Origin of the sequence: Archangium violaceum (genome assembly GCF_016859125.1) — a bacterium.
Taxonomy (GTDB): domain Bacteria; phylum Myxococcota; class Myxococcia; order Myxococcales; family Myxococcaceae; genus Archangium; species Archangium violaceum_A.
Window position 1 is genome coordinate 10474968 of record NZ_CP069338.1, and the last position, 22383, is coordinate 10497350.

Annotated in this window: 21 protein-coding genes and 1 pseudogene; 10 read left to right on the top strand and 12 right to left on the bottom strand. The window is 69.0% G+C overall.

Features of this window, described 5'->3' with window-relative positions; all coding sequences use genetic code 11:
* Positions 1-68: 68 nt before the first annotated feature.
* Both hemB and JQX13_RS44190 read right to left on the bottom strand, forming a co-directional pair.
* Entirely contained in the window at positions 69-1040 is a 972-nt protein-coding gene (gene hemB, locus JQX13_RS44185) for a porphobilinogen synthase (protein WP_203405419.1), read from the bottom strand.
* A 58-nt stretch (positions 1041-1098) separates the two neighbouring features.
* Positions 1099-1308 carry a hypothetical protein gene (locus JQX13_RS44190; RefSeq protein WP_203405420.1) on the bottom strand — a complete coding sequence of 70 codons (210 nt, stop codon included), beginning with the start codon at positions 1306-1308 and terminating at the stop codon, positions 1099-1101.
* A 208-nt stretch (positions 1309-1516) separates the two neighbouring features.
* On the opposite strand from JQX13_RS44190, the gene JQX13_RS44195 reads away from it, so the two are divergent.
* From JQX13_RS44195 to JQX13_RS44205, 3 genes are read left to right on the top strand one after another with little or no spacing between them, the layout of a single operon-like run.
* On the top strand, positions 1517-2458 hold the full coding sequence (locus tag JQX13_RS44195) for an ABC transporter ATP-binding protein (protein WP_203405421.1): 942 nt from the start codon (positions 1517-1519) through the stop codon (positions 2456-2458).
* Positions 2455-3291 carry a hypothetical protein gene (locus tag JQX13_RS44200; RefSeq protein WP_203405422.1) on the top strand — a complete coding sequence of 279 codons (837 nt, stop codon included), beginning with the start codon at positions 2455-2457 and terminating at the stop codon, positions 3289-3291. Before JQX13_RS44195 ends, JQX13_RS44200 begins: the two co-directional genes overlap by 4 nt.
* Positions 3291-4421 (top strand): hypothetical protein, encoded by a 1131-nt coding sequence (locus JQX13_RS44205; RefSeq protein ID WP_203405423.1) that lies wholly within the window; start codon positions 3291-3293, stop codon positions 4419-4421. The genes JQX13_RS44200 and JQX13_RS44205 overlap by 1 nt, the downstream gene beginning before the upstream one ends.
* A gap of 18 nt (positions 4422-4439) precedes the next feature.
* Here the strand turns inward: JQX13_RS44205 and JQX13_RS44210 are convergent, their stop codons facing one another.
* Positions 4440-5306 (bottom strand): TetR/AcrR family transcriptional regulator, encoded by an 867-nt coding sequence (locus JQX13_RS44210; protein ID WP_203405424.1) that lies wholly within the window; start codon positions 5304-5306, stop codon positions 4440-4442.
* A 13-nt stretch (positions 5307-5319) separates the two neighbouring features.
* Between JQX13_RS44210 and JQX13_RS44215 the strand changes: the two genes are divergently transcribed.
* The 5 genes from JQX13_RS44215 to JQX13_RS44235 all read left to right on the top strand — a co-directional run bounded on the left by JQX13_RS44215 (position 5320) and on the right by JQX13_RS44235 (position 10920).
* Entirely contained in the window at positions 5320-6960 is a 1641-nt protein-coding gene (locus JQX13_RS44215) for a bifunctional 3-(3-hydroxy-phenyl)propionate/3-hydroxycinnamic acid hydroxylase (RefSeq protein WP_203405425.1), read from the top strand.
* Complete coding sequence (locus JQX13_RS44220) at positions 6957-8030, top strand: 2,4,5-trihydroxytoluene oxygenase (protein WP_203405426.1); 1074 nt, start codon at positions 6957-6959, stop codon at positions 8028-8030. Before JQX13_RS44215 ends, JQX13_RS44220 begins: the two co-directional genes overlap by 4 nt.
* 21 nt (positions 8031-8051) lie before the next feature.
* A complete protein-coding gene (locus JQX13_RS44225; protein WP_203405427.1) occupies positions 8052-9017 on the top strand; it encodes a fumarylacetoacetate hydrolase family protein in 966 nt (321 codons plus the stop codon).
* Positions 9017-10039, top strand: a complete 1023-nt coding sequence (locus JQX13_RS44230; RefSeq protein WP_203405428.1) for an MBL fold metallo-hydrolase — start codon at positions 9017-9019, stop codon at positions 10037-10039. Before JQX13_RS44225 ends, JQX13_RS44230 begins: the two co-directional genes overlap by 1 nt.
* An 80-nt stretch (positions 10040-10119) precedes the next feature.
* Entirely contained in the window at positions 10120-10920 is an 801-nt protein-coding gene (locus tag JQX13_RS44235) for an SDR family oxidoreductase (RefSeq protein ID WP_203405429.1), read from the top strand.
* Between the two features lie 14 nt (positions 10921-10934).
* On the opposite strand, the gene JQX13_RS44240 is transcribed toward JQX13_RS44235, so the two are convergent.
* The 3 genes from JQX13_RS44240 to JQX13_RS44250 form a co-directional block, all read right to left on the bottom strand.
* A complete protein-coding gene (locus JQX13_RS44240; protein ID WP_203405430.1) occupies positions 10935-11687 on the bottom strand; it encodes a tRNA1(Val) (adenine(37)-N6)-methyltransferase in 753 nt (250 codons plus the stop codon).
* 49 nt (positions 11688-11736) lie between these two features.
* A complete protein-coding gene (locus JQX13_RS44245; protein WP_203405431.1) occupies positions 11737-12882 on the bottom strand; it encodes a DUF1015 family protein in 1146 nt (381 codons plus the stop codon).
* A 66-nt stretch (positions 12883-12948) separates the two neighbouring features.
* Positions 12949-13980, bottom strand: a complete 1032-nt coding sequence (locus JQX13_RS44250) for a hypothetical protein (RefSeq protein ID WP_239014224.1) — start codon at positions 13978-13980, stop codon at positions 12949-12951.
* Between the two features lie 213 nt (positions 13981-14193).
* Between JQX13_RS44250 and JQX13_RS44255 the strand changes: the two genes are divergently transcribed.
* On the top strand, positions 14194-14514 hold the full coding sequence (locus JQX13_RS44255; protein ID WP_203405432.1) for a polyhydroxyalkanoic acid system family protein: 321 nt from the start codon (positions 14194-14196) through the stop codon (positions 14512-14514).
* A 4-nt stretch (positions 14515-14518) separates the two neighbouring features.
* Here the strand turns inward: JQX13_RS44255 and JQX13_RS44260 are convergent, their stop codons facing one another.
* From JQX13_RS44260 to JQX13_RS44285, 6 genes are read right to left on the bottom strand one after another with little or no spacing between them, the layout of a single operon-like run.
* Positions 14519-16201, bottom strand: coding sequence for a protein-glutamate O-methyltransferase (locus tag JQX13_RS44260; RefSeq protein WP_203405433.1), 1683 nt, complete (start codon positions 16199-16201; stop codon positions 14519-14521).
* Positions 16195-17202 carry a chemotaxis protein CheB gene (locus tag JQX13_RS44265; RefSeq protein WP_203405434.1) on the bottom strand — a complete coding sequence of 336 codons (1008 nt, stop codon included), beginning with the start codon at positions 17200-17202 and terminating at the stop codon, positions 16195-16197. Before JQX13_RS44265 ends, JQX13_RS44260 begins: the two co-directional genes overlap by 7 nt.
* Positions 17203-17215: 13 nt before the next feature.
* On the bottom strand, positions 17216-19504 hold the full coding sequence (locus JQX13_RS44270; RefSeq protein ID WP_203405435.1) for a hybrid sensor histidine kinase/response regulator: 2289 nt from the start codon (positions 19502-19504) through the stop codon (positions 17216-17218).
* Between the two features lie 53 nt (positions 19505-19557).
* Positions 19558-20781: a methyl-accepting chemotaxis protein gene (locus tag JQX13_RS44275; protein ID WP_203405436.1), complete on the bottom strand. Its 1224-nt coding sequence runs from the start codon at positions 20779-20781 to the stop codon at positions 19558-19560.
* Between the two features lie 5 nt (positions 20782-20786).
* Positions 20787-21164, bottom strand: coding sequence for a Frizzy aggregation protein FrzB (locus tag JQX13_RS44280; RefSeq protein ID WP_203405437.1), 378 nt, complete (start codon positions 21162-21164; stop codon positions 20787-20789).
* A complete protein-coding gene (locus JQX13_RS44285; RefSeq protein ID WP_203405438.1) occupies positions 21161-21643 on the bottom strand; it encodes a chemotaxis protein CheW in 483 nt (160 codons plus the stop codon). Before JQX13_RS44285 ends, JQX13_RS44280 begins: the two co-directional genes overlap by 4 nt.
* A 174-nt stretch (positions 21644-21817) precedes the next feature.
* Here JQX13_RS44285 and JQX13_RS56620 point away from each other — a divergent pair.
* Positions 21818-22039: pseudogene (locus tag JQX13_RS56620) on the top strand (response regulator); the annotation flags it as partial.
* Between the last annotated feature and the right edge of the window lie 344 nt (positions 22040-22383).

Here is a 22383-nt window from a genome sequence, read left to right on the forward strand (position 1 = left end):
TCCGGATCTTTGCTCCCAGGCGGGGGGGTGGGCGCAAGCCCCCCCTCGTGAGATGCTCGCCCCAACCGTCAACCGAGCAGCTTCGCGGCCTCGAGCGAGTGGTACGTGATGATGAGGTCCGAGCCGGCGCGCTTGATGGAGGTGAGAATCTCCAGCATCAGCCGATCTCCGTCGACCCACCCGTTCTGCGCGGCGGCCTTCACCATGGAGTACTCGGCGGACACGTTGTAGGCGACCACCGGCACGTCCACGCGCTCGCGCACCCGGTGGATGACGTCGAGGTAGGACAGCGCGGGCTTCACCATGATCATGTCCGCGCCCTCCTCCAGGTCCAGATCGACCTCCTTGAGGGCCTCGCGCACGTTGCCGGGATCCATCTGGTGGGTGCGGCGATCGCCGAACTGGGGCGTGCTCTGGGCGGCCTCGCGGAAGGGCCCGTAGAAGCCCGAGGCGTACTTGGCCGCGTAGGAGAGGATGGGCACCTCGGTGAGCCTCACCTCGTCGAGCGCCGAGCGGATGGCGGCGACGCGCCCGTCCATCATGTCCGAGGGGGCGATGACATCCGCGCCGGCCTGGGCGCACGTCACCGCCATCTGCGCGAGCAGCGGCAGCGTGGCGTCGTTGGCGACGTGGCCGCCCTCGATGACGCCGCAGTGGCCATGGTCCGTGTACTCGCACAGGCACACGTCCACCATGACGAGCATGTCCGGGATGGCGTTCTTGATCTCCCGCACGGCGCGCTGGACGATGCCGTCGCGCGCATAGGCCTGCGAGCCCTGGGCGTCCTTGTGATCCGGGATGCCGAAGAGGAGCACCGCAGGCACGCCGAGGGCCCTGGCCTGCTTCGCCTCGGCGACGGCATGCTCCAGCGAGAGGTTGAACACACCGGGCATGGAGCCGATCGGACGGCGGATGTCCCGGCCCTCGACGACGAAGAGCGGATAGATGAAGTCCGAGGGCGCGAGCGTGGTCTCTCGCACCATCTCACGGAGGGCCGGGGAACGGCGCAGGCGGCGGGGGCGATGGATCGGAAAGGACATGGGCCGACGGTATAAACCCTCGGCGCACCCCGGGGAGGAATTCTCTCCTCGGGGCTGCCTAGACAGTAGCCAGGCGCCAGCTCTCGTTAAGCCGCTCTCGCTGCCTGCGCAGGCGATCGACCCGGCGCTCGGCCAGCTCCGCTTCATGGACCGCGCGGGCATAGCGCGTCCGGGCCGCCTCGGTGTTCGCCGGCAGACCGCGCTCCGCCTCCGCCAACTCTCGCCGCGCCTCGCGCAACTCCTGCTCAATCAGTTCAAGGGTGGACATGGGTGATTCCTCCTGTGCTCCCAGGTCAGTGCACACCCCAGGCCACATGCGACGGGCCCTGCAAGGGCGCGAAACGAGGGAACCCGAAATAATTGGAAGACAAAAGGACCTGGAAAAAAGGTGCGAACAGCATTTCCCGGGTGCGCAAAAAAGGTAGCAAGCGGGTGCGTCACGGGCTCGGCAGGTGGCTCGCATGGGGTGCGAGGCAATGAACAGAGGGCCCTGTCGTAGAGTGGCCATCGTGCCAGCCATCGAAGTCATCGGACTCCGTAAGATCTACCGGCGAGCGTTCCGAGCCGGACACGAGGCGCTGCGGGGTGTGGATCTCTCCGTGCCGGAGGGCAGTGCGTTCGGGTTGATCGGGCCGAACGGCGCGGGGAAGACGACGTTCATCAAGAGCATCCTGGGCATCGTGCAGCCCACGGAGGGGACGGTTCGGGTCCTGGGCGGCTCGCCGGAGGATCCTGCCATCCGGGCCCGCATCGGCTACCTGCCCGAGCGCCTGCACCTGCCGGGCTCGTGGGTGGCGCCGGTCTTCCTGGCCACGGTGGCGCGGCTCAAGGGGCAGAAGCCGGACAAGGACGCGAACCTGCGCCTGTTGGAGCGCGTGGGGCTGGCGGACGCGCTGGGCCGGCGCATCGGCGGCTACTCGAAGGGCATGCGCCAGCGGCTGGGGCTGGCGGCGGCGCTGCTGGGCAGCCCGGAGCTGCTGATCCTCGACGAGCCCACGGACGGCATCGATCCGCTGGGCCGGGTGGAGGTGCGGCGGATCCTCCAGGAGGAGGTGCAGCGGGGCACGACCCTCTTCCTCAACTCGCACCTGCTGGCGGAGACGGAGCGGCTGTGCGACCGGGTGGCGATCCTCGGGGAGGGCAAGGTGCTGCGCGAGGGGCGGTTGGAGGAGCTGTCGCGAGCCGGCTCGCGGTGGGCGGTGCGCTTCGCGCCGGGAGCGGACGCGGGCGCGCTGACCGCGGCGGGCTTCACCGCGGGAGGCGCCGAGGGGCTGTACCATGTGGAGGCGGCGGACGTGGCGGGGCTGAACGCGGCGCTGGACAAGGCGCGGGCCACGGGAGCGCTACTGGTGGAGCTCAAGCGGGACGGACAGGATCTGGAGGCCGTGCTGGCCTCGGCCATGGGGGTGGCGGCATGAGGGGCGTGCTGGGAATCGCGGGCTACGTGTTGCGCGAGGCGGCCTCGCGTAAGTTCATCCTGGCCTTCCTGTTGGGCGTCACGGCCGTGCTGGTGACGCTGTCCTTGAGCCTGAAGATCGAGGTGGTGGACGGGGCGCTGGCGGCCTCGCGGCTGTTCGGCGAGGTGATGCGCACGGACATCCGCGCGGTGGACGTGGCGCTCAAGCCGGTGTTCATGGCGGCATCGGCCATCGTCTTCTACGGGGGCATCCTGTTCGGCACCGTCTCGTGCTCGGACTTCGCGCCGAGCCTGCTGTCGCCGGGCCGCATCGAGCACCTGCTCGCCCTGCCCTTGCGCCGCTGGAACATCCTGGCCGGGACGTTCCTCGGGGTGATGACGCTGGCGGTGATGGGGGCGCTGTACGGCTCGGTGGGGCTGGTGCTCATCTTCGGGGTGAAGACGGGGTACTGGACGGCGGGCCCGGTGATCGCGGCGATGCTGGCGTGCGTGAGCTTCGCGGCGGTGTACGCGGTGATGCTGACGACGGCGACGCTGATCCGCAGCGCGGCGCTGTGCGCGGCGCTGGGGGGAGTCACCCTGGTGGCGGGCATCATCGCGGGCTTCCGGACGAAGATCGCGCCCTTCCTCGAGGAGGGGCTGAGCCGCGACCTCTTCAAGGGGGTGACGCTGCTGCTGCCGCGGCTGTCCTCGCTGGCGCAGGCGAGCATGGACCTGGCGGCCTCGGCGCCGCTGGGGGTGCAATCGCTGACGATGCTGCTGGTGGGCGTGTTCGTGTTCGGTCTGGGAGTGTTGACCGTGGGCTTCTGGTGGTTCGAGGGGAGGGATTACTGATGCAGCGGCGTCGTGGACTGTGGCTGGTGTTCGCGGTGGTGCTGTTCGGCCTGGCCGCATGGCTGATGCTGTCCGGGCAGGGCGAGCAGGAGGCCCCCGCCCCGCAGAGGGTCGCGTTCCCGAACCGGCTCCGGCCGCAGGAGCGCGAGCGCATGGAGCGCCGGCGGACGTACGTGATGCCGGTGGTGGACGCGGGGACGGCGGCGGAGCAGAAGCCGGTGCGCCCGAGCGATCCGGTGCTGGCGGCGCTGCCCCGGGGCAAGGGGAAGACGGCGATGGTCATCGAGGCCAACGCCATCCGCCACTCCCCCATCGGGGAGCTGCTGCTCGAGTGCCTGATGAACCGCGGTGGCAAGGACCTGGAGCAGTTCAAGCAGGAGACGGGCGTGGATCCGTTGCAGGACCTGGACCGGATGGTCCTCACGGACGACGGGGTGATCATCTCGGGCAACTTCGGGGACGAGCGCCTGAAGGAGCTGCTGACCGGGCGGGGCTCGACGAACTACGACTACGGCGACGGGGCACGGCTCTTCGAGCTCCAGTCCGAGCGCAAGCTGCCGGACGGCACCCTGGCGAAGAGGAATGGACCGCCGGTGGGCCTGTGGAACAACCAGATGCTGGTGTTCGGAAGGACGCCGGACAGCGTGAAGGAGGTCATCGATCGGGTGGAGGGACGCGGACCGGACGAGCCGCCGGTGATCTCCGAGGGCAGCACGTACGGGGAGATGTACGGGGTGATCTCGGTGGAGCGGCTCAAGAAGATGTTCCCGCCGGATCAGCAGGAGCTGGCGACGAGGCTGGCCGAGGTGGCGGAGAACGTGGAGCTGCACGTGGACGCGAGCTCGGACTTCGCGATGACGGCGCAGGTGAAGGGGCCGAACGCGGACAAGGTGACGGACCTGGGCAAGTCGCTGGGAGGAGCGCTGTCGCTGGCGCGGATGAAGGCGCAGGCGGACGGCGACGAGAAGCTGGCGCAGCTGCTGGACTTCGCGAAGGTGCGGCCGGATGGCGACGAGTTCAAGCTGGAGCTGGCGGTGCCGCTCGAGGCCATCAAGCAGCAGCTCGCGTTCTGCCGCGAGCAACAGGAGCCCCAGGAGAACGGCGAGCAGAAGGCCGCGGAGCAGCGGTGACTCCGGCGCGGGGCCACCTCACCTGGCCTTCGTGCGCATTTCCGATGGGGTGCTCCCGGCCGGGTCCGTGACGAATCCCCCCTCGGGAAGCGGACGCCGCGAGACGGCCCCCGCTTCCGCCGAGGAAAGCCCGAGCGTGCGCAGCAGCATGGCGGCCGTGCGCTCCGGCAACTCATCACCCCGCAGGCCCAGGCTGTCGAGCGGCGCGGCCTGCGACGCGTCGAGCGTGCCAAAATGCAGTTCCGCCGAGAGCGCACCGAGCACGGTGCCGCCGACGGCGATGAAGGTCATCAGCGGATCCTCGGCCTTGAAGCGTTTGGCCGCGAGGCCTTTCTGGATGTCACGCAGCAGGCGCTGGCCGAGGCCGCGTGACACCGCGCGTGCCGATAGGCCCTCGCGGACCAGGAAGCGGCCCCACACGGGCTCCCGCTGTGCACGCCGGAGGGCGTGGCGGACAGAGACCGCGAGAACCTCCGCCGGATCGCTGATGTCCGCCGTGAGCCGGTCGAGTGCATCGGCGAAGTCCTCGAAGACGGTGTCCACCAGCGCCTCGTAGATCGCCTCCTTGGACTCGAAGTGGTTGTAGAACGAGCCGAAGCCGACGTCGGCGGCTTCCGTGATCTCGTTGATCGCGACCCCTTCCATTCCGCGCTCGGACATCAACTGCAGCGCCGCCTCCAGCAGACGCGCCCGCGTCTCACGCTTGCGGCGTGCGCCGCGCGGCTCCTTCTCCGTGGGCTCATCCGTCGACGGTTTCGGGGACTGGCGCGACCGCTGCGGGCGCTTCGGGACGGTGGTCTTCGGCATGGTGTCGGGAAAGAGGAGACAGCGGCCAATATAGGCATCCGGCTCAAAGTTGACAAAATCATCAGTTATGATGCACATATCAACTTCAGGAATGAACCTGCCCTCGAAGATTGATGTGCTGGTGGTCGGCTTCGGCCCGGTTGGCGCCGTGGTGGCCAACCTGCTCGGTGGCCATGGCGTGAGAACGCTCGTCATCGACCGCTCGCCGGAGCTGCTCACACATCCCCGCGCCATCGCGCTCGACAACGAAGCACTGCGCATCCTGCAGCTCGCCGGGCTCTCCGAGGACGCCTTCGCCACCCTCGCGATTCCCTACGTGTGCATGCACTCGCCCTACTGCGGCGAGTTCGCGCGCTTCAACACCGGCGGTTCCATCGACGGCCACCCGAAGCTGGTCACCTTCTTCCAGCCCGAGCTGGAGCAGGCGCTGCGGGCGAACGTCGCGTCCCATCCCACCGTGCACACGGCGCTGGGCGTGGAGCTGACGGAGCTCGAGGAGCGCGGCGAGACGGTCATCGCGATACTGAAGCGGGCCGACGGGAGCACGACCTCGGTGGAGGCGACCTACGTCGTCGGCGCGGATGGTGCCAGCTCCATCGTGCGTCGGCTCATCGGGTTGGACTTCCAGGGACGCACCTACGCCGAGGACTGGCTGATCGTCGACGCTCGGAACGTGCCACGGCCGATCGACCACGTGGAGTTCCTGTGCGACCCGCGACGGCCCACACCGCACATGGTGGCGCCGGGCGGGCGCGAACGTTGGGAATTCATGCTGCAAGCGGGTGAATCGCCCGAGGAGATCGCGACCGACGAAAGCATCCGGCGCCTGCTCTCACGCTGGGGCCGGCCCGAGGACATGGTGATCGAGCGCAAGGCCGTCTACCGCTTCCACGCGCGCGTGGCCGATGCCTTCCGCCGTGGCCGCGTGTTCCTGGCTGGCGACGCCGCCCACATCACACCGCCCTTCGTGGGCCAGGGCCTGGTCGCGGGCCTGCGCGACGCCGCCAACCTCTGTTGGAAGCTCGCCTGGGTGCTGCGGCACCGTGCCGCACCGTCGATTCTCGACAGCTACGACACCGAGCGCCGCCCGCATGCGAAGGCCATGATCGCACTGGCCAGACGGATGGGCAGGCTGGTGATGCCAGGCAACGCCGCCGTCGCGATGTTGATGCATGGCCTGATGCGGCTGATCCGGCTCGTGCCGCCGCTGAGCACCTACGTCGCGGAGCTGGGCATCAAGCCCAAGAACCGTTTCGCGCGCGGACTGTTCGTGGCGGGGCGCGCGTCCTCGCACCTCGTCCGCGGCGGTGTGCTGCCCCAGGGTTGGCTGCGCGGCGCCGAGGGTTCGACGCGGTTGAGCGACGACGTGTTCGGCCCCTCGTTGACGCTGATCGGCTTCGGCCTGGACGCCGGCGCGCGGCTCGACGAGGCGACGCGGGCCGACTTCGCCGCTTGCGGCGGCAAGGTCGTGCAGATCCGCCATCGCGGCCAGCGCCTGCATCGAGCGGCGCACGGCGACTCCTGGGAGGACCTGCACGAAGCGCTGATTCCAGGCGCGGCCCCCTTCGGCTGGGCGGCGATCGTACGCCCGGACCGCACCGTGCTGCACGACGGTCCAGTGACCGAGGTGAATCGCCTCGTGCGCGAAGCGCTCGTTCTGCTCGGCGCGCCACGAGCGGCCGACATCGCCCCCGCCCTCCCCTACCGCATGAACGATGGAGCGGTCCTATGACGAGACTTCCGACCCCCCACCCTGCCCGTCATCCCAACCCGACGGTGAAGGCGCAGGCACTCGCCTACCTGATGTTCGAGCGTCCCGATCTCGAGCTCACCGAGCGCTTCCTCGCGGACTTCGGCCTGCGCGTGGTCGCGCGCACGAACGAAGCGCTATTCCTGCGCGGCACGGCACCCACGCCGTTCTGCTATGTCGCACTCCGAGGCAACAAACCGCGCTTCGTCGGCTTCGGCCTGCGCCTGGGTTCGCGCGAGGACCTGGAGAAACTCGCGACGTTGCCAGGCGCCTCGGAGATCGAGCCGGTGCCCTGGCCGGGCGGCGGTGAGCGCATCCGCCTGACCGATCCTTCCGGATTCACGGTGCACGCCGTGTCCGGCGCGGCCGAGGCCACGGGACTGCCGCACCGAGCGCCGGTGCAGCTCAACTTCGCGGACGAGCGCCCGCGCATCAACGACACGCAGCGGCCACCCGTCTCCCCGCCGGAAGTCATCCGCCTGGGCCACGTGGTGCTCGAAGTGACGGACTTCCAGGCGACCGCCGACTGGTACACGCGGCACTTCGGCTTCATCCCCTCCGACGTGCAGGTCCTGCCGGATGGCTCGCCGGCCGTCGCCTTCATGCGCCTGGATCTCGGCGACCGTCCGGCCGACCATCACACGCTGGCCCTGGCGCAGGGCGTGGTGCCGACCTACAGCCACAGCGCCTACGAAGTCGTGGACGCGGACGCCGTCGGCATGGGTCAGCGCGTGCTGCGCGACAAGGGGTGGAGGCATGCCTGGGGCATCGGCCGCCACATCCTCGGCAGCCAGATCTTCGACTACTGGCACGACCCCTACGGCGACAAGCATGAGCACTACACCGATGGCGATCTCTTCACCGCTGACGTGGCCACTGGCATCCACCCGACCTCTCGCGACGCGATGGCGCAATGGGGCCAGCCGATGCCACGCGGCTTCACCCAGCCCAGGCTCACGCCAGCGACTCTCATCCGGACCCTGCGCCACCTGCGCCGTAGCCCGGACCTGAGCGTCGGCAAGCTGATCACGCTGGCACGTCTGTTTGGCTAGACACCTTCGAGGGAGACCGTCATGGCATTGCATGTCGTGCGCTTCGAGCATCAGGGCCGCGCCCGGTGGGGCGTGATACGCGAGAACCGGATCACACCGGTTCCAGCCGACTTCGCGACCACGGGTGATTTCATCCGCGGCACGAGCATCGGCGAGCTTTCCACGCTTTCGGGCCCGAGCCTCGCCGAAACAGAGGTCAAGCTGCTTTCGCCGGTAACGCGCAACCAGCAGTTCGTCTGCCAGGGCGCGAACTACCGGCAGCACATGATCGAGTCCGGCATGGATCCGGACACCAAGACCTTCAACATGATCTTCACCAAGGCGCAGAGCTGCATCGTGCCCGCGGACAGCGAACTGGTGAAGCCCTCGCACGTGCGCTTCCTGGACTACGAAATCGAGCTGGGCCTGGTGCTCAAACGCGAGCTCGACCGCGGGGTCACGGTCACCCAGGCCAACCTGCACGAGTTCATCGCCGGCATCGTCATCGTCAACGACTACTCGGCGCGCGACGTTCAGATTCCGCAGATGCAGTTCTACAAGGGGAAGAGCTACCGTACCTTCGGACCGGTCGGCCCCTATCTGTGCCTGCTGGAGGCCCAGGACATCCCACGGCTCGAGCAACTCCAGCTCACGCTCACGGTGAACGGAGAGGTACGGCAGCGGGACTCCACCGCCAACCTCGTGTTCGGCCCGGCGGAGACGCTCACCGAGCTCTCGGGCCTGCAGGACTTCTTCGCCGGGGACTTGATCGCCACCGGAACGCCAGCCGGTTGCGCGCTCTCCATCCCCTCCCCCGCCATGCAGCGCATGGGAGCGCTCCTACCGGAAAAGAAGAAGTGGGAGCTCTTCGTGAAGGTTCAGGCGCGGAGGACCCAATACTTGAAGGCTGGCGACGTGGTCGAGTCACGCATTGTCAGCCCAGACGGCGCCATCAACCTCGGTGTGCAGCGCAACCACGTCGTGGACGAATCCCGAGGAGCTCACTGATGCGATATTCATTGCTGCTCCTACCGCTCGCGCTCTTCCTGATCGGCTACGCCGCCTATGATCCCTACGTCGATAGCAAGATTCGGCAGACGCTGGAGCATGCGAACGCACCGGTAGAGCTCGGTCCCGGCCTCCATCTCGTGCTGTGCGGGACCGGAACGCCGCAGGCCGACGAGAAGCACCTGCCTCCCTGTCTGGCGATCGTCGCTGGGGATCAACTCCTGGTCTTCGATGCGGGCGAGGGCACCAGCCGCAGTCTGAATCTGCTGGGCCTGCACACGCGCGAAGTCGATGCGGTGTTCATCACCCATTGGCATTCAGACCACTTCGGGGGGCTCGACATGCTCATCAACGACTCCTGGATCTACGGCCGGAAGACCGCGCTGCCGGTCTATGGTCCGAGAGGGGTGCAGCAGGTGCTTACCGGGCTCGCGCAGGCCTACAGCATCGATATCGGCTTCCGCACGGCCGGTCGTCCGGACCAACTGAGGGCAGAACAAGCCGCCACCACCGCGCACGAGGTAGAACCCACCGCACACGGCGAGCTCCGGGAGATCTACCGGGCGGGCGACGTTCGCGTCAGCGCCTTTCTCGTCGAGCACGAGCCCGTCACGCCCGCGTTGGGTTACCGCATCGACTACGCGGGCCAGAGCATCGTGATCTCGGGCGATACCAAGGTGTCCCCGCATGTCGCCGCGGCTGCCGCGGGTGCGGACATCCTCGTCCACGAAGCCTTGTGCCGTGCGCTGATCGATCGTGCGCTCGAGGTCGGCAAGCGAGAGGGCTACACCGGTCAATCCCAGCACATCGCGGAGATCATCCACTACCACGCGGACACACTCGAGCTGGCGAAGCTGGCTGAACGCGCCGGAGTGAAGACGCTGGTGCTGACCCATCTGATCCCCAGCCCGCCGAACTGGCTCGCGGAGAAGGTCTTCGAGCGCGGCATGAGCGAGCACTACCACGGACGAGTCGTGGTGGGCCGAGACCGACTGCGCATCACCCTGCCGCCGAAGCCCTGAAGAAGCCGAAGAGACACGAAAAGGATATGGCGATGGATACCAGGACACCGCGCCGCTGGAAGAATGCCCGTACGTCCAGCATGCAAGGCAAGACAATCATCATCACGGGAGCTTCCGCGGGGATCGGGGAAGAGCTCGCCGTTACGCTCGCCTCACGAGGTGCGAACCTGGTGCTCGCGGCGAGGGGCGAGGAGGCGCTTGCCCAGGTGAAGCGGCGGTGCGAGCAGTCCGGGGGACGCGCCATCGCCGTGGGGACGGACGTCACGGATCTAGAGGCGTGCCGGCGCCTGGTCGAGCGCGCCGTCGAGGCCTTCGGTGGCGTCGACATCCTCATCAACAACGCGGGCATCTCCATGTGGGTGCGCTTCGAGGAGGTGACCGACCTCTCGCTCTTCGACCGTGTCATGCGCGTGAACTACCTGGGCTCCGTGTACTGCACCCATTACGCCCTGCCCCATATCAAGGCGCGCAAGGGGCTCCTGGTGGCCATCTCCTCGCTCACCGGGAAGACCGGGGTGCCCACACGGTCCGGCTACGCCGCGAGCAAACACGCCATGCAGGGGTTCTTCGACTCACTGCGCATCGAGCTGCTCGGCACGGGCGTGGACGTGCTGGTCGTGTCTCCCGGGTTCGTCGCCACGGACATCCGCGCGCGGGCGCTCGGTCCTGACGGCCAGCCACTCCTGGAGAGCAAGCGCGACGAGGACCGCGACACCATGGACGTGGATACCTGCGTGGCGTGGATCACTCGCGCCATGGAGAACCGCGAGCGTGAGGTGGTGATGACGGCCAGGGCGAAGGTGAGCATGTTTCTCAAGCTCGTCGCGCCAGGGCTGGTCGATCGCATCGTGCTCCGGACCCTTCGGGAGAAGGGTTCGTAGCCGGACGCGCCTGCCTACTCCACCATCGCGCTGACCTCGTGGGAGAACGCCTGCTCGTCATTGGCGTGGATGACGAGCGGGGGCAGCACGCTCAGCCCGGTGGGAGCGCCCTTCACGGCGTGCATCAACACGAGCTTCGCGGGGCGCCCCGAGCGCGAGTGCACCATGCGCACGGTCCTCGGCTCCAGCCTCCCCACGCGCAGCGCGGCCATCAGCTCGGACAGCCGTGAGGCCGGGTACACCACGCAGAAGCTCCCCCGGCACCGCAGGAGATACGCCGCCGAGCGCACCACGTCCTCGAGCTCGCAGGCGATCTCGTGCCGCGCGATGGCCTTCTCCATGTCCGTGCTGATCCTCCCCTGCTCCCGCGCCCGGTACGGCGGGTTGCACAGCACGTGGGAGAAGCTCGCCTTCGGGAACAGCCGGGACACGCAGCACAGGTCGCCCCGCACCAGCGACACCTCCCGCTCGCAGCGGTTGAGGTACACGTTGCGCTCGGCGAGGGAGAACAGGCTCGGCTGCAACTCCAGCCCGGTGATGCTGTCGCAGCCCAACCGCCGCGCCAGGATGAGCGGGATGATGCCGCAGCCCGTGCCCAGGTCCATCAACGGCCCCCGGATCGTCCCGGCATCGTAGACGGCGAAGTGCGCGAGCAGCACCGGATCCAACGTGAAGCGATAGCCGCGGCGGCGCTGGAGCACCTTCACCTCACCGCCACAGATGGAATCGAGCGTCTCTCCGGCCCCGGGCCGGAGCTCGAGCGGCATGCGCTGGGGCCACTCCAGCGCTTCTGTCAGCAGGACGCCCACTCCGGGACTAGGCCTCTGGATCCAGGAATAGGAGTCCCGCCGGTGGCGCGGGCTCCACCCGGAGCGTCTTGGGTGGCAGCGTCTGCGCCGCCTCCATCACCGCGCGCACCTCCCAGAGGGGCGGCGGGTTGAGCGCGAAGCCCACCTGGAACATCCCCGCGTGGACGCCTCGCACCAATGACTCCAGCCCCTGCACCGCGAACACCTGTGGGTGACCGGGATCCTCGGGATCCTTGATGCCCAGCACCGTGCGCAGTACCAGCGCGTTGAGCAGCGCCAGGTCCAGGCTGCGCAGCGTCGGGTTGCGCGGCGCGGCCTTCAGGTGCGCCAGATCCAACCCCTGACGGAAGCGGAGGATCTTCCCCCGCCCTCCAGGCAGCACCAGCATCACCGCGTGGTGTCCACGCACCAGCGTGGCCAGCCGCTCGTTCGCCAGCGCCACGCCTCGAGGTGTCGTGAGTGGCTCCTCCAGGTCATAGATGCGCGCGTACGCCGTCACGAGCGCGAGGAACGTCTCCTCCTCGAAGGTCTCCAGCCCCTGGATGGCACGGTGCACCGGCTCGAAGTGTAGCCCCGGATCCGACAGCGGCACGATGGCGGCCAGACTGGGCCTGCGCTCATCCAGCTCGGCAAGGGGACGCAGTGGCGCATCGTCGAGCACCTCCTGGATGCGCCGGGCCATCGGCGAGGGCTCGATGCGCCGCAGCGACACCGGGGCATCCTCGAACGTGCCCTGCCACACGACGCTGCTACGCTCGGCCGCCTCCGCCAGCAGGGCGCGGAGCACCCCATGATCATCCGCCGCCAGGGTGACGGCCGGCTCCACCTGCGCCGAGCGGGGCCGGTAGGGCTCGGTCTCCAGGGGCTCGGCCGCGTCGGATGCCAGGCCGCACAGGAGGAAGCGCACCGGCGGTCCTCCGAGCCCGCCCGCCTGGCTGTACACCTCGGCCAGATACAGGGCCGGCCTCGTGTCGCGAAGGACCGCGCCCGCCGCCCTCAACCGCCCCAGCTCGGCCGTGGGGTCCACCCGATCCAACAGCGGGCGGATGAACGAGGACCGGGGCGGCGCGTTGAACGGACAACCCGCCTCATCGGCCGACAGGTGCGATTCGAGAGAAGGGAGCAGTGCGGAGAAAGGGAGGACACGCGCCATATCCACAACAATGTGAATGCGCCCTCGCCCCGGCCACCGGGCCCTCTCGGCCGCTCGGCGGACGAGCTACCACCAGACGCAGCGGTAGGCCTTGGAGCGTCTCGAGCCGCTCCGCGCCATGTTGGGGCGCTCGGCGGCCTCCTCCCAGAGGAGGCTCACGGTGGTGATGGCACCCGCCGAGCCGAGGAAGGACAGCACGTAGGGGGTGGGCTGGTCGAAGCCGCCGAGCACCAGCGCGGACAGCGCCAGCACCACGGCGCCCACGCCCGCGCCGAAGAGGTTCGCCCGCATGATCTGCGAGGGCGTGGGGTTGTATTTCATCGTGGCCAGCGCGAGCGCCGTCGCCCCAATCCCCGGCGCGATGAGCAGCGAGTCCACCCACGTCTTCCCTTCGATCTTCGAGCCGGAGAAGTGGACGATGGCCAGCAGCAGCGCGCCGTAGATGAGGCCCCACCCGCCACCCGAGGCGATCAGCAGGCCATCATCCAGCGGCAGCTGGCCGCCGCCGACGGCCGCGGTGAGCCACGCGCCCAACTCGGCGCCCACCAGGGCGGACCAGGTCAGCAGGCTCTGATCACGCGTGAGCATGTCCATGAAGCCACCGGCGAACATGCCGCCGATGACGGAGTTGGCGATGCCGAAGTAGCTCATCGGCCTGTCCACCCAGTTGTGGAACTGCCACCACGCGGACGCGCCGAAGCCGAGCCCCGCGCCAATGAGCGTGCCCGCCAGCATGGCCTCGCGCGCGCTGCGATCGAAGTTGAAGCCGTTGGCCATCCCCTGGGTGAAGAAGCCGCCCAGGGCCCCCATGAGGGAGTGGTGCATGATGAAGGTGAGGCTGCCCGGCCCGGACAGGAACGCGCCGTAACGCACCCGGCCATCGAGGATGGCGCCATCCTCGCTCTCGGGTATCGAGGTGGCGGCGGGAGGCAGCTGCTCCTCCTGGGAGAGCGGCGCCTGGGGCTCGGTGCGCAGCGAGGCCGTGTCCGGTGGAAGCACCGGCGCATCGGCGGAATACTCCTCCTGGGCCCGGGCGACGCCCGGCGCGGCGAGCAGGAGGACGACGGCGAAGGACAACCAACGGGTCAACGAGGACACTCGAATCACTCCTTGTCCGGACACGGGGCGGCATCAAACCCCAATCGGGGACCGATGCAGCGGGAATCTCGTGGATTCGGGGGAGCGTGGATCCGACAGAAAGTCACAGCACTGTTGACTTCCGCGCGCCCGGCGGCGAGACCCGGGTTCCCCTACCGCCCGGGGATCGATAGACAGACCGGGCGGGAACATCACGACTCCCAGGAGCGCCATATGGGCATGATGAAGTTCGAGGTCCCCCACACCCTCTCCAAGGACGACGCCAGGAAGCGCGTCGAGCAGCTCCTCAAGTACTGGACGGACAAGTACGGCGTGAAGGCCGACTGGTCCGGTGACGGAGCGAAGGTGATCGGCAAGGTGATGGGCATCAACCTGGATGCCAGCTTCACCATCACCGACGGTGCCATCCAGGGCGAGGGCACCGACCCCGGCATGCTGCTGCGCGGCCAGGCCAAGTCCTACCTGCAGAAGAAGTTCAGCACCGTGCTCGACCCGAGCAAGAGCGCCGACGAGGTGGACAAGGGCCTGGCGTAGCGGCCTACAGCAGCGGGCCCTCCTCCAGCGCGGCGAGCGCGTAACGAGCCGCGCGGGAGATGGCCTCGGCCGAGTCCGGCAGCTCCGGGTAGTGGCCGGCCAGCGGGCGCTGAGGGAAGCGCAACTGCGAGATGGCGTTGCGGTAGCTGCGCCGCGCCGCATCGTGGTCCTTCAGCCGCTCGTGCACCTGCGCCATCAGGTAATGCCCGATGGCCAGCGAGGGCTCCAGGAAGAGCGCCTTGCCCAGCTCCGAGCGGGCCTCGTCGAGCTCTCCGGCCTGCAGCGCCGCCAGTCCGCCGAACACCCGCGCCTCCACGCACAGGGGCTCGCGGTTGATGGCCTGCGCGAAGGCCTCGCGCGCATCGACGATCCGCCCCGTCAGCGAGTAGAGGTTGCCCACGGTGAGCAGCGCGTCCAGGTGGCCCGGCTCGTCAACCAGGAGCTGCTCCACGGTTGACACGGCGGACACGAAGTCACCGCGCTCGATCATCCGCACGGCCGCGTTGAGCCGCTCGCCCGGGGCCAGCATCAGCGACCACGCGGGCATCTCACCCGTGCGCGTCCGTGGCATCTCGGCGCTCGCCGAGGACATCTCGAGCGACTTCCGGGGCGGCTCGGTGGGAAGGGCCGAGGGGCTCGTCGACGCGGCCGCCTCGGGCGCCTTCGCCGCGGGCACCTCCATCGTCCTGCGGGGGGCCGGCGGGGGCTGCTTGGACACCTCGAGCGTCTTCTGAAGGGCCCGGGTGGACGGCATCATGGACAGCGAGTCCCGGGGCTTCGTGTCCATCGGGCGCTCACCCACCGTGGGCAGCGAGCCGATCGTCATGGGCCTCGGGCCGGAGCCCGGAGCGCGCGGCGACAGAGACTTCACGGGCCGCCGGTAGACGAACGAGCCCTCCATCTCCACCATCTCGAAGCGGTCGTAGACCTTGAAGAGGCTCTCCGAGTAGCCCAGCAGCAGCAGGGCCCCGGGCCGCAGCGCCGCGAGGAAACGATCCATCAGCGCGCGGATGGTGGGCAGGTCGAAGTAGATGATGACGTTGCGGCAGAGGATGAGGTCCAACGACTCCGGCTTGACCTTTTCGAAGACGGGGACGGCGAGGTTCTGCCCGTCGAAGCGGACGTAGTCCTTGAGCGACGAGACGACCTCGTACCCCTCCATCACGGGCCGGAAGAAGCGCACCCGACGATCATGGGGAATGCCGGACACGCGCCGCCCCGAGAAGCGCCCCTGCTTCGCGGCCTCCACCGCGGCGAGGTTCAGGTCGGTGGCCCACAGGTCCACCTCGAAGGGGAGCGCGCCCAGCTCGGCCAGCACCATGGCCAGGCTGTAGGGCTCCTCACCGGTGGCGCACCCGGCGGACCAGATGGACACCCGGCGGTTCTCCCGCCGCGCCCGAGCCAGCGCCTCCGGGAGGATGCGGCTCTCCAGCGCCCGGAACTGCTTGGGATCCCGGAAGAACTCCGTGTGCCCCACCGTGACGAGCGGCAGCAGCGCGCGCAGCTCGTCCTCCGCGGTGCGCAGGCGCCGCACGTACTCCTCGGCGTCCTCGATGCCCACCGCGGGCATGCGCGTGGACAGCGCCAGCCGGAGGCTGTGATAGCCGTCCGGAGTGATCTTCAACCCCGCCCGCTCCAGCAGGAGGGAGGCCAGCTGCTGCAGGGCCCTGGAGGTCACCGTCAGCATGTCTGCACCCACTGGACGAGCATTGGTCCTATCTGATCGAGCGGCAGGATTTCCTCGGCGGCACCGAGCCGCACGGCCTCCTTGGGCATTCCGTACACGGCGCAGCTCGCCTTGTCCTGGGCGATGGTACGCCCACCGCGCTCGCGGATTTCCTTGAGTCCCCGGGCGCCGTCGCGGCCCATGCCCGTGAGGATGACGCCCAGCACGCGCGTCCCGAAGGACTCCGCCGCCGACGTCAGCAGCACGTCACACGAGGGCCGGAAGCCGCGCACTGGCGGGCTCGGGTCCAACACCAGCCGGCCCCTGGGGCGCACCACCAGATGCGTGCCCGAGCGCGCGATGTAGACGGAGCCGGGCGCCATCTCCTCGCCGTCGTTGGCCTCCACCACGCGCAGCGGCGTCTCGGAGCCGAGCCACTGGGCCAGGCCCTCGGTGAAGCCGTCGCTGATGTGCTGGCAGATGCACACGGGCGCGGGGAAGTCGCGGGGCAACGTCTTGAGCAACACGGAGAGCGCCTTGGGCCCTCCCAGGGATGAAGCGATGGCCACCAACGGATAGGGCGCGTCGGTGGGCGCGGGACGAACGTTCGGCTTCTGGGCCTGCACGGGGCGCGACACGCGCACCTCGGCGAGCAACATCAGCTTGCGGCCCACCGTCTGCCAGAAGTCGATTCCCGGCTCGGCGGGCCGATCCACCACGTCCACGGCCCCGTACGCGAGCGCCTGGAAGGCCTCCGCGCCGGAGAGCGCGCCCGGGTGGAGCGCGAGCACCGGCACGGGCCGCTCCGCCATCACCCGTTGAATGGCCTTGAGCGCCTCCGGGCCCGACAGGTCCACCACGACCACGTCCGGGTGCAAGCGCTGCACCCCTTCCAGGGCCTCGGAGAACTCGCAGACGTTGCCGGCCGGGGCGAGCACCACCCCGTCGAACAACCCCCGCGAGGCGCTCCGAAGCACCTCGCCCACGAGCAACACCCGGTATGCGGACGCGCCGACGTCCAAGCGGCCCCCTTGATCAGGTCAGACGATCGATGGTCTGCGCGAGGCTCTCCACACCGAGCTCGCCCTTGACCAGGTACGCATCGGCCCCCGCCTCGGCGCCGCGCCGCCGGTCTTCCGGCGACGCGAGCGAGGAGAGGATGATGACCGGGATGCGGGCCAGCCCCACGGTGGTCTTGAGCCTCCGTGTGAGGGAGAAGCCGTCCAGCCGGGGCATCTGCACGTCCGTGAGGATGAGATCGTACTGCTGGGACTGGGCCCTGAGATAGCCCTCCTCTCCGTCCTGGGCCTCGTCCACGGTGTGCCCCAGCGCCTTGACGAGCGCGGATTCGGTGGCGCGCGCGATGGGCGAGTCGTCCACCAGCAGCACCCGCAGGCGCTTGGTGGCCTGGTTCTGGGTGACGGGCCGCGCCATGCGGCGCACCTCGGACATGATGTCCGGCACGTGGAGGAGCACGGCGATGCGGCCGTCCTCCAGCGCGGCGGTACCGGCGATGAAGGCGGCGCCCTTGAGGAACTCGCCGCCGCAGGGCTTCACCGCCACCTCGCGCTCGTCCACGAAGCCGTCCACCACCAGGGCGGCCAGGTCGTCGCCATGACGCACCACCACGGCGGGCGGCTTGTCGAAGCGGTTGCCTCCGTTGACGCCCAGCAGCGGCCCCAGGCCCACCAGCGCGATGGGCTTGCCCCGGTGCTTCACCGCCAGGGTGCCGAAGACCTCCATGCGGTCGTCCGGCTTCACGCGCATCACCGCCACCACGTCGGCGGCGGGCATGCCGTAGACATCGTCACCCAGGCGCACCAGAAGCACCTTCATCAACGCCAGCGACTGCGGCAGGCGCAGGGTGATGGTGGAGCCACGGCCCAGGCGGCTGACGATGCCCACCGAGCCACCCAGCGATTCCACCTTCTTCTTGACGACGTCCATGCCCACGCCGCGGCCGGAGATGTCGGTGATCTCCTCGCGGGTGGAGAAGCCGGCCCGGAACACGAGCTCGATGGCCTCGCGCTCGGAGAGGGAGGCGGCCTGGGACTCGGTCAGCAGGCCTTTGCGGACGGCGACGGCCCGCAGCTTCTGCGGATCCATTCCGCGGCCATCGTCGTCCAGCTCGATGCTGAGCATGTCACCGTCGGCACGCACGCGGATGCGCAGGCGGCCCGCGGCGGGCTTGCCGAGCATGCGGCGCTCGTCGGGTGACTCGATGCCGTGGTCCACGCCATTGCGCAGCAGGTGCACCAGGGCGTCGCGCACGTCGGCCAACATCGAGCGATCCACGCCGAGGTCGGCGTTCTCGACGATGAAGTCCACTTCCTTGGACTGGGCGCGAGCGATGTCGCGCACGGCCCGCGGGAAGGCGTCGAAGACGGTGGACAGCGGCACGAGGCGGGCCTCGGCCACGTGGTCCGCCATCATCGCCAGGTTGCCGTGCAGCGTCTCGATGCCGTCGCCGTTGTTGCGGACGAAGCGGAACGCATCGTCGCGCAGCATGTGCAGATCGCCCTCGATGCGCTCGAGGTCGTTGCGCAGCACGTTGGGCACGTCCAGCTTCTCGGCCAGCTTGAGGAAGCGGTCGCCCAGGCGCGAGAAGCGGTTGAGCAGGGCCTCGATCTCGGAGGCGCGCAGGCGTCCGCGCGCGCTCTCCACCAACAGGTCACCGGCGAGCAGGCCGAGTGAGTCGAGCACCTCGACGTTCACGCGGATGCTGCGATCGGCGAGCGCCTTGGTGGTGTGCGTCTCCTCGTGGGCGTGCTCGGCCTTGGTGGCCCGGGGCTGCGGCGCGGGAGGCGCCACGGCGGCGGGAGGCGGAGCCGGAGGAGGCACGAAGACGGGCTCGGCGGGCTCCACGATCACGTTCGCGGCGGGCACCACCGGAATGGCCGTTTGCGAGGGCGACTTGATGCCCCCGATCGGCGGTATCGCATGCCCGGAAGCGGCGGCGAGCGCCTCGACCATCTCCTGCGAGGCCGGGGTGCCCGTCTGGGCGCCCTCGGTGTCCTCCAGGAGATCCGAGATGATGTCGCACGCGCGCAACAGGAGGTCCGTCGCCACTTCGGTGGCGGTCCTCCCGTCGCGTTCGGCGCGGAGTACGTCCTCGGCCGCGTGTGCGAGCTGACCGATGGCGGCCAGGCCCAGCATGCGGGCCTCGCCCTTCATCGTGTGCAGCTCGCGCGCGACCTCGTCCGCCGCCTGATCCGCGGTGGGCTTCTCGAGATCGAGCACGCCCAACTGGATCTTCTGGAGACGGTCTGCGCTGACCTCCTGGAACTTCTGCAGGAGGGATCTCTTGAGGGACTCGGTGTCCATGACCGGAGGGCCTCGGGACGGAGATCCGCCCCGTGCCCCTCCCTCTCCTGTTGTCAGTCGGCCTTGAAGCGCTTGATGAGCTCGGCCAGACGACCGGCGAGCTGCGTGAGTTCGGCGGCGGCACCCGTGGCCTGCTTGGAGGCCTGGGTGGTCTGACGCGTGACGTCCTCGATCTCCGCCATGGAGGCCACCACCTGCTCGGTGGCGGTGCGCTGCTGCTGGGTGGCGAGGTTGATGACGCGGGCGGCGTCGCTCGTCTCCTGCACGCCGGCGAGGATGCCCTCGACGGCCTGCGCGGCCACCGCGCCCAGCTTCTCACCGGACTCCGTGGCCTCCTTGGAGGCATCCGCGGCGGTGCCGGCGGCGGCCGTGGCCTCGCGGATCTCGGTGATCAGGTTCTTGATCTCCTTGGTGGACTCCATGACGTTCTCCGCCAGGCGGCGCATTTCGGCCGCGACGATGGAGAAGCCCTTGCCCGCCTCACCGGCGCGGCTGCCCTCGAGGGCCGCGTTGAGCGCGAGCAGGTCCGAGCGGTCGGCGATCTCGTCGATCACCTCGACCACGGTGCCGATGCGCTCCACGCGCTTGGACAGCTTGGCGATGGAGTCGGCCACCGCGACACCGTCGCTGCGGATCTGCTGCATGGCCTGGATGAACTCGCCGATGGCGCCCCGGCCCGCGCGAGCGGCACCCAGGGTCTCCTCGGCCACGCGCGCCACGCTGCCGGCGTTCTCGGCGATCTGCGCCGACGCGTGCTTGAGCTCCTCCATGGTGGCCGTAGTCTCGTGGATGGCCGCGGCCTGCTCGGTGGAGCTCGTCTCGTGCTGCGTGGAGGCGGCGAGCACCTGGTTGGCGGACGAGGACAGGCGCAGGGCCGCCTCGTTGATCTCCCGCACGAAGGTGCGCAGCGTCTCGATCACCTTGCCGAAGCCCTCGAGCAGGGGCCCGAGCTGGGGATCCTCGGTGGAGGTGTTCCACTGGGCCAGGTCACCCTCGCGCACCAGGGTGATGAGCGCGTCGATGGCCTGATCGATCTCCTGGGCGGCCACCTGCTTGCGGCGCTCGGCGGCGGCGTGACGATCGAGCAGCTGGTTGAAGAGGTTGGCGAGATCGGCGGCATCGTCGTCGACGGCGTTCTTGGGCACGCGCGCCTCGAGGTTGCCCGCCAACACCGCGATCACGGTGTCGGTGAGGGGCTTGAGGGAGCCGGCCTTCTTCGCACGAGGGACAGAGCCCTCCGTCGGGACAACTTCGTTCTTCGTGTCAGCGGGGGACATTGCCGTCAGTGCCTTCCTTGAGCATTCAAGGTTTCAACAAGATCGATGAGCATCACGGGGCGTTCCTGATCCAGGAACACGCCGACCGCGTAGGGGGCGGCGCCAGCCACCTGGGGCAGCCGCCGCAAATCCATGATGGGGACGGGGCGCACGCCGCGAATGACGTCCACCTTGAGGTGCCCCTCCCCCTCGGGAGTGTCGAAGACGATCGCGCGATTGCCGCGCTTGAGCGGACCGAGATCCGGCAGCTCGAGATCGTCCGGGTGCGAGCGATCGATGCGCAGCACCTGCGAGGCATCCGTGCCATAGACGATGTCGCCGACCTCGAAGAAGAGGACGTCGACCTCGTCGAGCTCGGGCGACTGATCATCGCCGTAGATCATCGCACCACCGCCCGCTGCCGGGCGCTCTGCAGCAGCTTGGTGAAGTTGATCAGGGCGATCGACTCCTGGGCCGAGGCCCCCTCGGCCACACCGAGCAGGTGCTCGACGGCCGCGTCTCCACCCAGGGGAGGAGGAAGGATGTTGGCCAGGGGGATGCGCCGCAGGCCGAGCACCGCGTCCGCCACCACGCCGACGCGGTAGTTGCCGCTGATTCCGATGAACAGTCGGGTCCTGGGCCCGACTCGGGCCTCCCCCTTGCCAAGGAAGCGCAGGAGATCCATCACCGGGAGTACCTCGCCGCGATGGCCGGTAACACCCAGGAGGAAGGACGGGGTTCGAGGCAGGGGCGTGAGGAGCCCCGTACGGATGACCTCGAGGACATTCTCGCTGGGAACCGCGAGGCGAAGCTCACCCGCGCGGAAACAGAAGAATTCCTGCTCCGGCCGAGCCTGACCCGCGATGGCTCGGTCGGGCGCCATTCGAAGCGCACGCTGAAGGGGAGTATTGGTCAAGGCGCCAAAGTATCCGGAGGCGAGCGAAGTGGGTCAAGGGTGGACCGAATCACATGGTCCGGGCCGTCTCAACGGTGTAGGGTGACTGTCGTATTCCTGGGGAGGCAGATGTCTCGCGTACTGGTCATCGATGATAGCCCGATGCTGGTGGAACTCACGGTCCGGGCATTGGCCTCGGCTGGCTACCAGGCCACCGGGGCGACGGACCTGGCGAGCCTCGACCAGAAGCTCACCGAGGGACCGTTCGCGCTCATCCTCATGGATGTGAACATGCCCGAGATGTTCGGCGACGACGTCGTCGAGTACCTCCGGACGCAGAAGAAGGTCACGTCCAAGCTGGTCCTCTACTCGGACATCTCCGAGGAGGAACTGGCGGCGAAGACCCGCAACTCGGGCGCGGATGCCTACATCCTCAAGGGCGGAGGTCTCGAGGCGGTCATCGGCGGTATCATGAGGATACTCGGAGCACCCACTGCGAGTGGGACCGCACCCGCACGGCCCGTGGCTTCGCCCGCCGCGCCGGCTGCTCGTCCGACGGGCACCGCCGCGGCCCCTCGCCCGCCCACCGTGGCTCCGGCGACCCGGCCGCCCCCCACGGCGGCCGCTCCCCGGCCTGTCGGCCCTGGAGCGCCCCAGGCGAATGTCGCCCCTCCGCCGCGCGTCGCTCCGGGGACCCAGGCCCAGGCGATCCCCGGCCCCCGTGTGCC

Excerpts from the sequence above, each read along its gene's own strand:
- hemB (WP_203405419.1), bottom strand. The coding sequence starts at position 1,040 with ATGTCCTTTCCGATCCATCGCCCCCGCCGCCTGCGCCGTTCCCCGGCC.
- JQX13_RS44260 (WP_203405433.1), bottom strand. The coding sequence starts at position 16,201 with ATGCTGACGGTGACCTCCAGGGCCCTGCAGCAGCTGGCCTCCCTCCTG.
- JQX13_RS44280 (WP_203405437.1), bottom strand. The coding sequence starts at position 21,164 with ATGATCTACGGCGATGATCAGTCGCCCGAGCTCGACGAGGTCGACGTC.
- JQX13_RS44205 (WP_203405423.1), top strand. The coding sequence starts at position 3,291 with ATGCAGCGGCGTCGTGGACTGTGGCTGGTGTTCGCGGTGGTGCTGTTC.
- JQX13_RS44245 (WP_203405431.1), bottom strand. The coding sequence starts at position 12,882 with ATGGCGCGTGTCCTCCCTTTCTCCGCACTGCTCCCTTCTCTCGAATCG.
- JQX13_RS44285 (WP_203405438.1), bottom strand. The coding sequence starts at position 21,643 with ATGGCGCCCGACCGAGCCATCGCGGGTCAGGCTCGGCCGGAGCAGGAA.
- JQX13_RS44225 (WP_203405427.1), top strand. The coding sequence starts at position 8,052 with ATGGCATTGCATGTCGTGCGCTTCGAGCATCAGGGCCGCGCCCGGTGG.
- JQX13_RS44240 (WP_203405430.1), bottom strand. The coding sequence starts at position 11,687 with ATGCCGCTCGAGCTCCGGCCCGGGGCCGGAGAGACGCTCGATTCCATC.
- JQX13_RS44195 (WP_203405421.1), top strand. The coding sequence starts at position 1,517 with ATGAACAGAGGGCCCTGTCGTAGAGTGGCCATCGTGCCAGCCATCGAA.
- JQX13_RS44190 (WP_203405420.1), bottom strand. The coding sequence starts at position 1,308 with ATGTCCACCCTTGAACTGATTGAGCAGGAGTTGCGCGAGGCGCGGCGA.
- JQX13_RS44200 (WP_203405422.1), top strand. The coding sequence starts at position 2,455 with ATGAGGGGCGTGCTGGGAATCGCGGGCTACGTGTTGCGCGAGGCGGCC.
- JQX13_RS44235 (WP_203405429.1), top strand. The coding sequence starts at position 10,120 with ATGCAAGGCAAGACAATCATCATCACGGGAGCTTCCGCGGGGATCGGG.
- JQX13_RS44270 (WP_203405435.1), bottom strand. The coding sequence starts at position 19,504 with ATGGACACCGAGTCCCTCAAGAGATCCCTCCTGCAGAAGTTCCAGGAG.
- JQX13_RS44220 (WP_203405426.1), top strand. The coding sequence starts at position 6,957 with ATGACGAGACTTCCGACCCCCCACCCTGCCCGTCATCCCAACCCGACG.
- JQX13_RS44215 (WP_203405425.1), top strand. The coding sequence starts at position 5,320 with ATGAACCTGCCCTCGAAGATTGATGTGCTGGTGGTCGGCTTCGGCCCG.
- JQX13_RS44230 (WP_203405428.1), top strand. The coding sequence starts at position 9,017 with ATGCGATATTCATTGCTGCTCCTACCGCTCGCGCTCTTCCTGATCGGC.
- JQX13_RS44210 (WP_203405424.1), bottom strand. The coding sequence starts at position 5,306 with ATGTGCATCATAACTGATGATTTTGTCAACTTTGAGCCGGATGCCTAT.
- JQX13_RS44275 (WP_203405436.1), bottom strand. The coding sequence starts at position 20,781 with ATGTCCCCCGCTGACACGAAGAACGAAGTTGTCCCGACGGAGGGCTCT.
- JQX13_RS44255 (WP_203405432.1), top strand. The coding sequence starts at position 14,194 with ATGGGCATGATGAAGTTCGAGGTCCCCCACACCCTCTCCAAGGACGAC.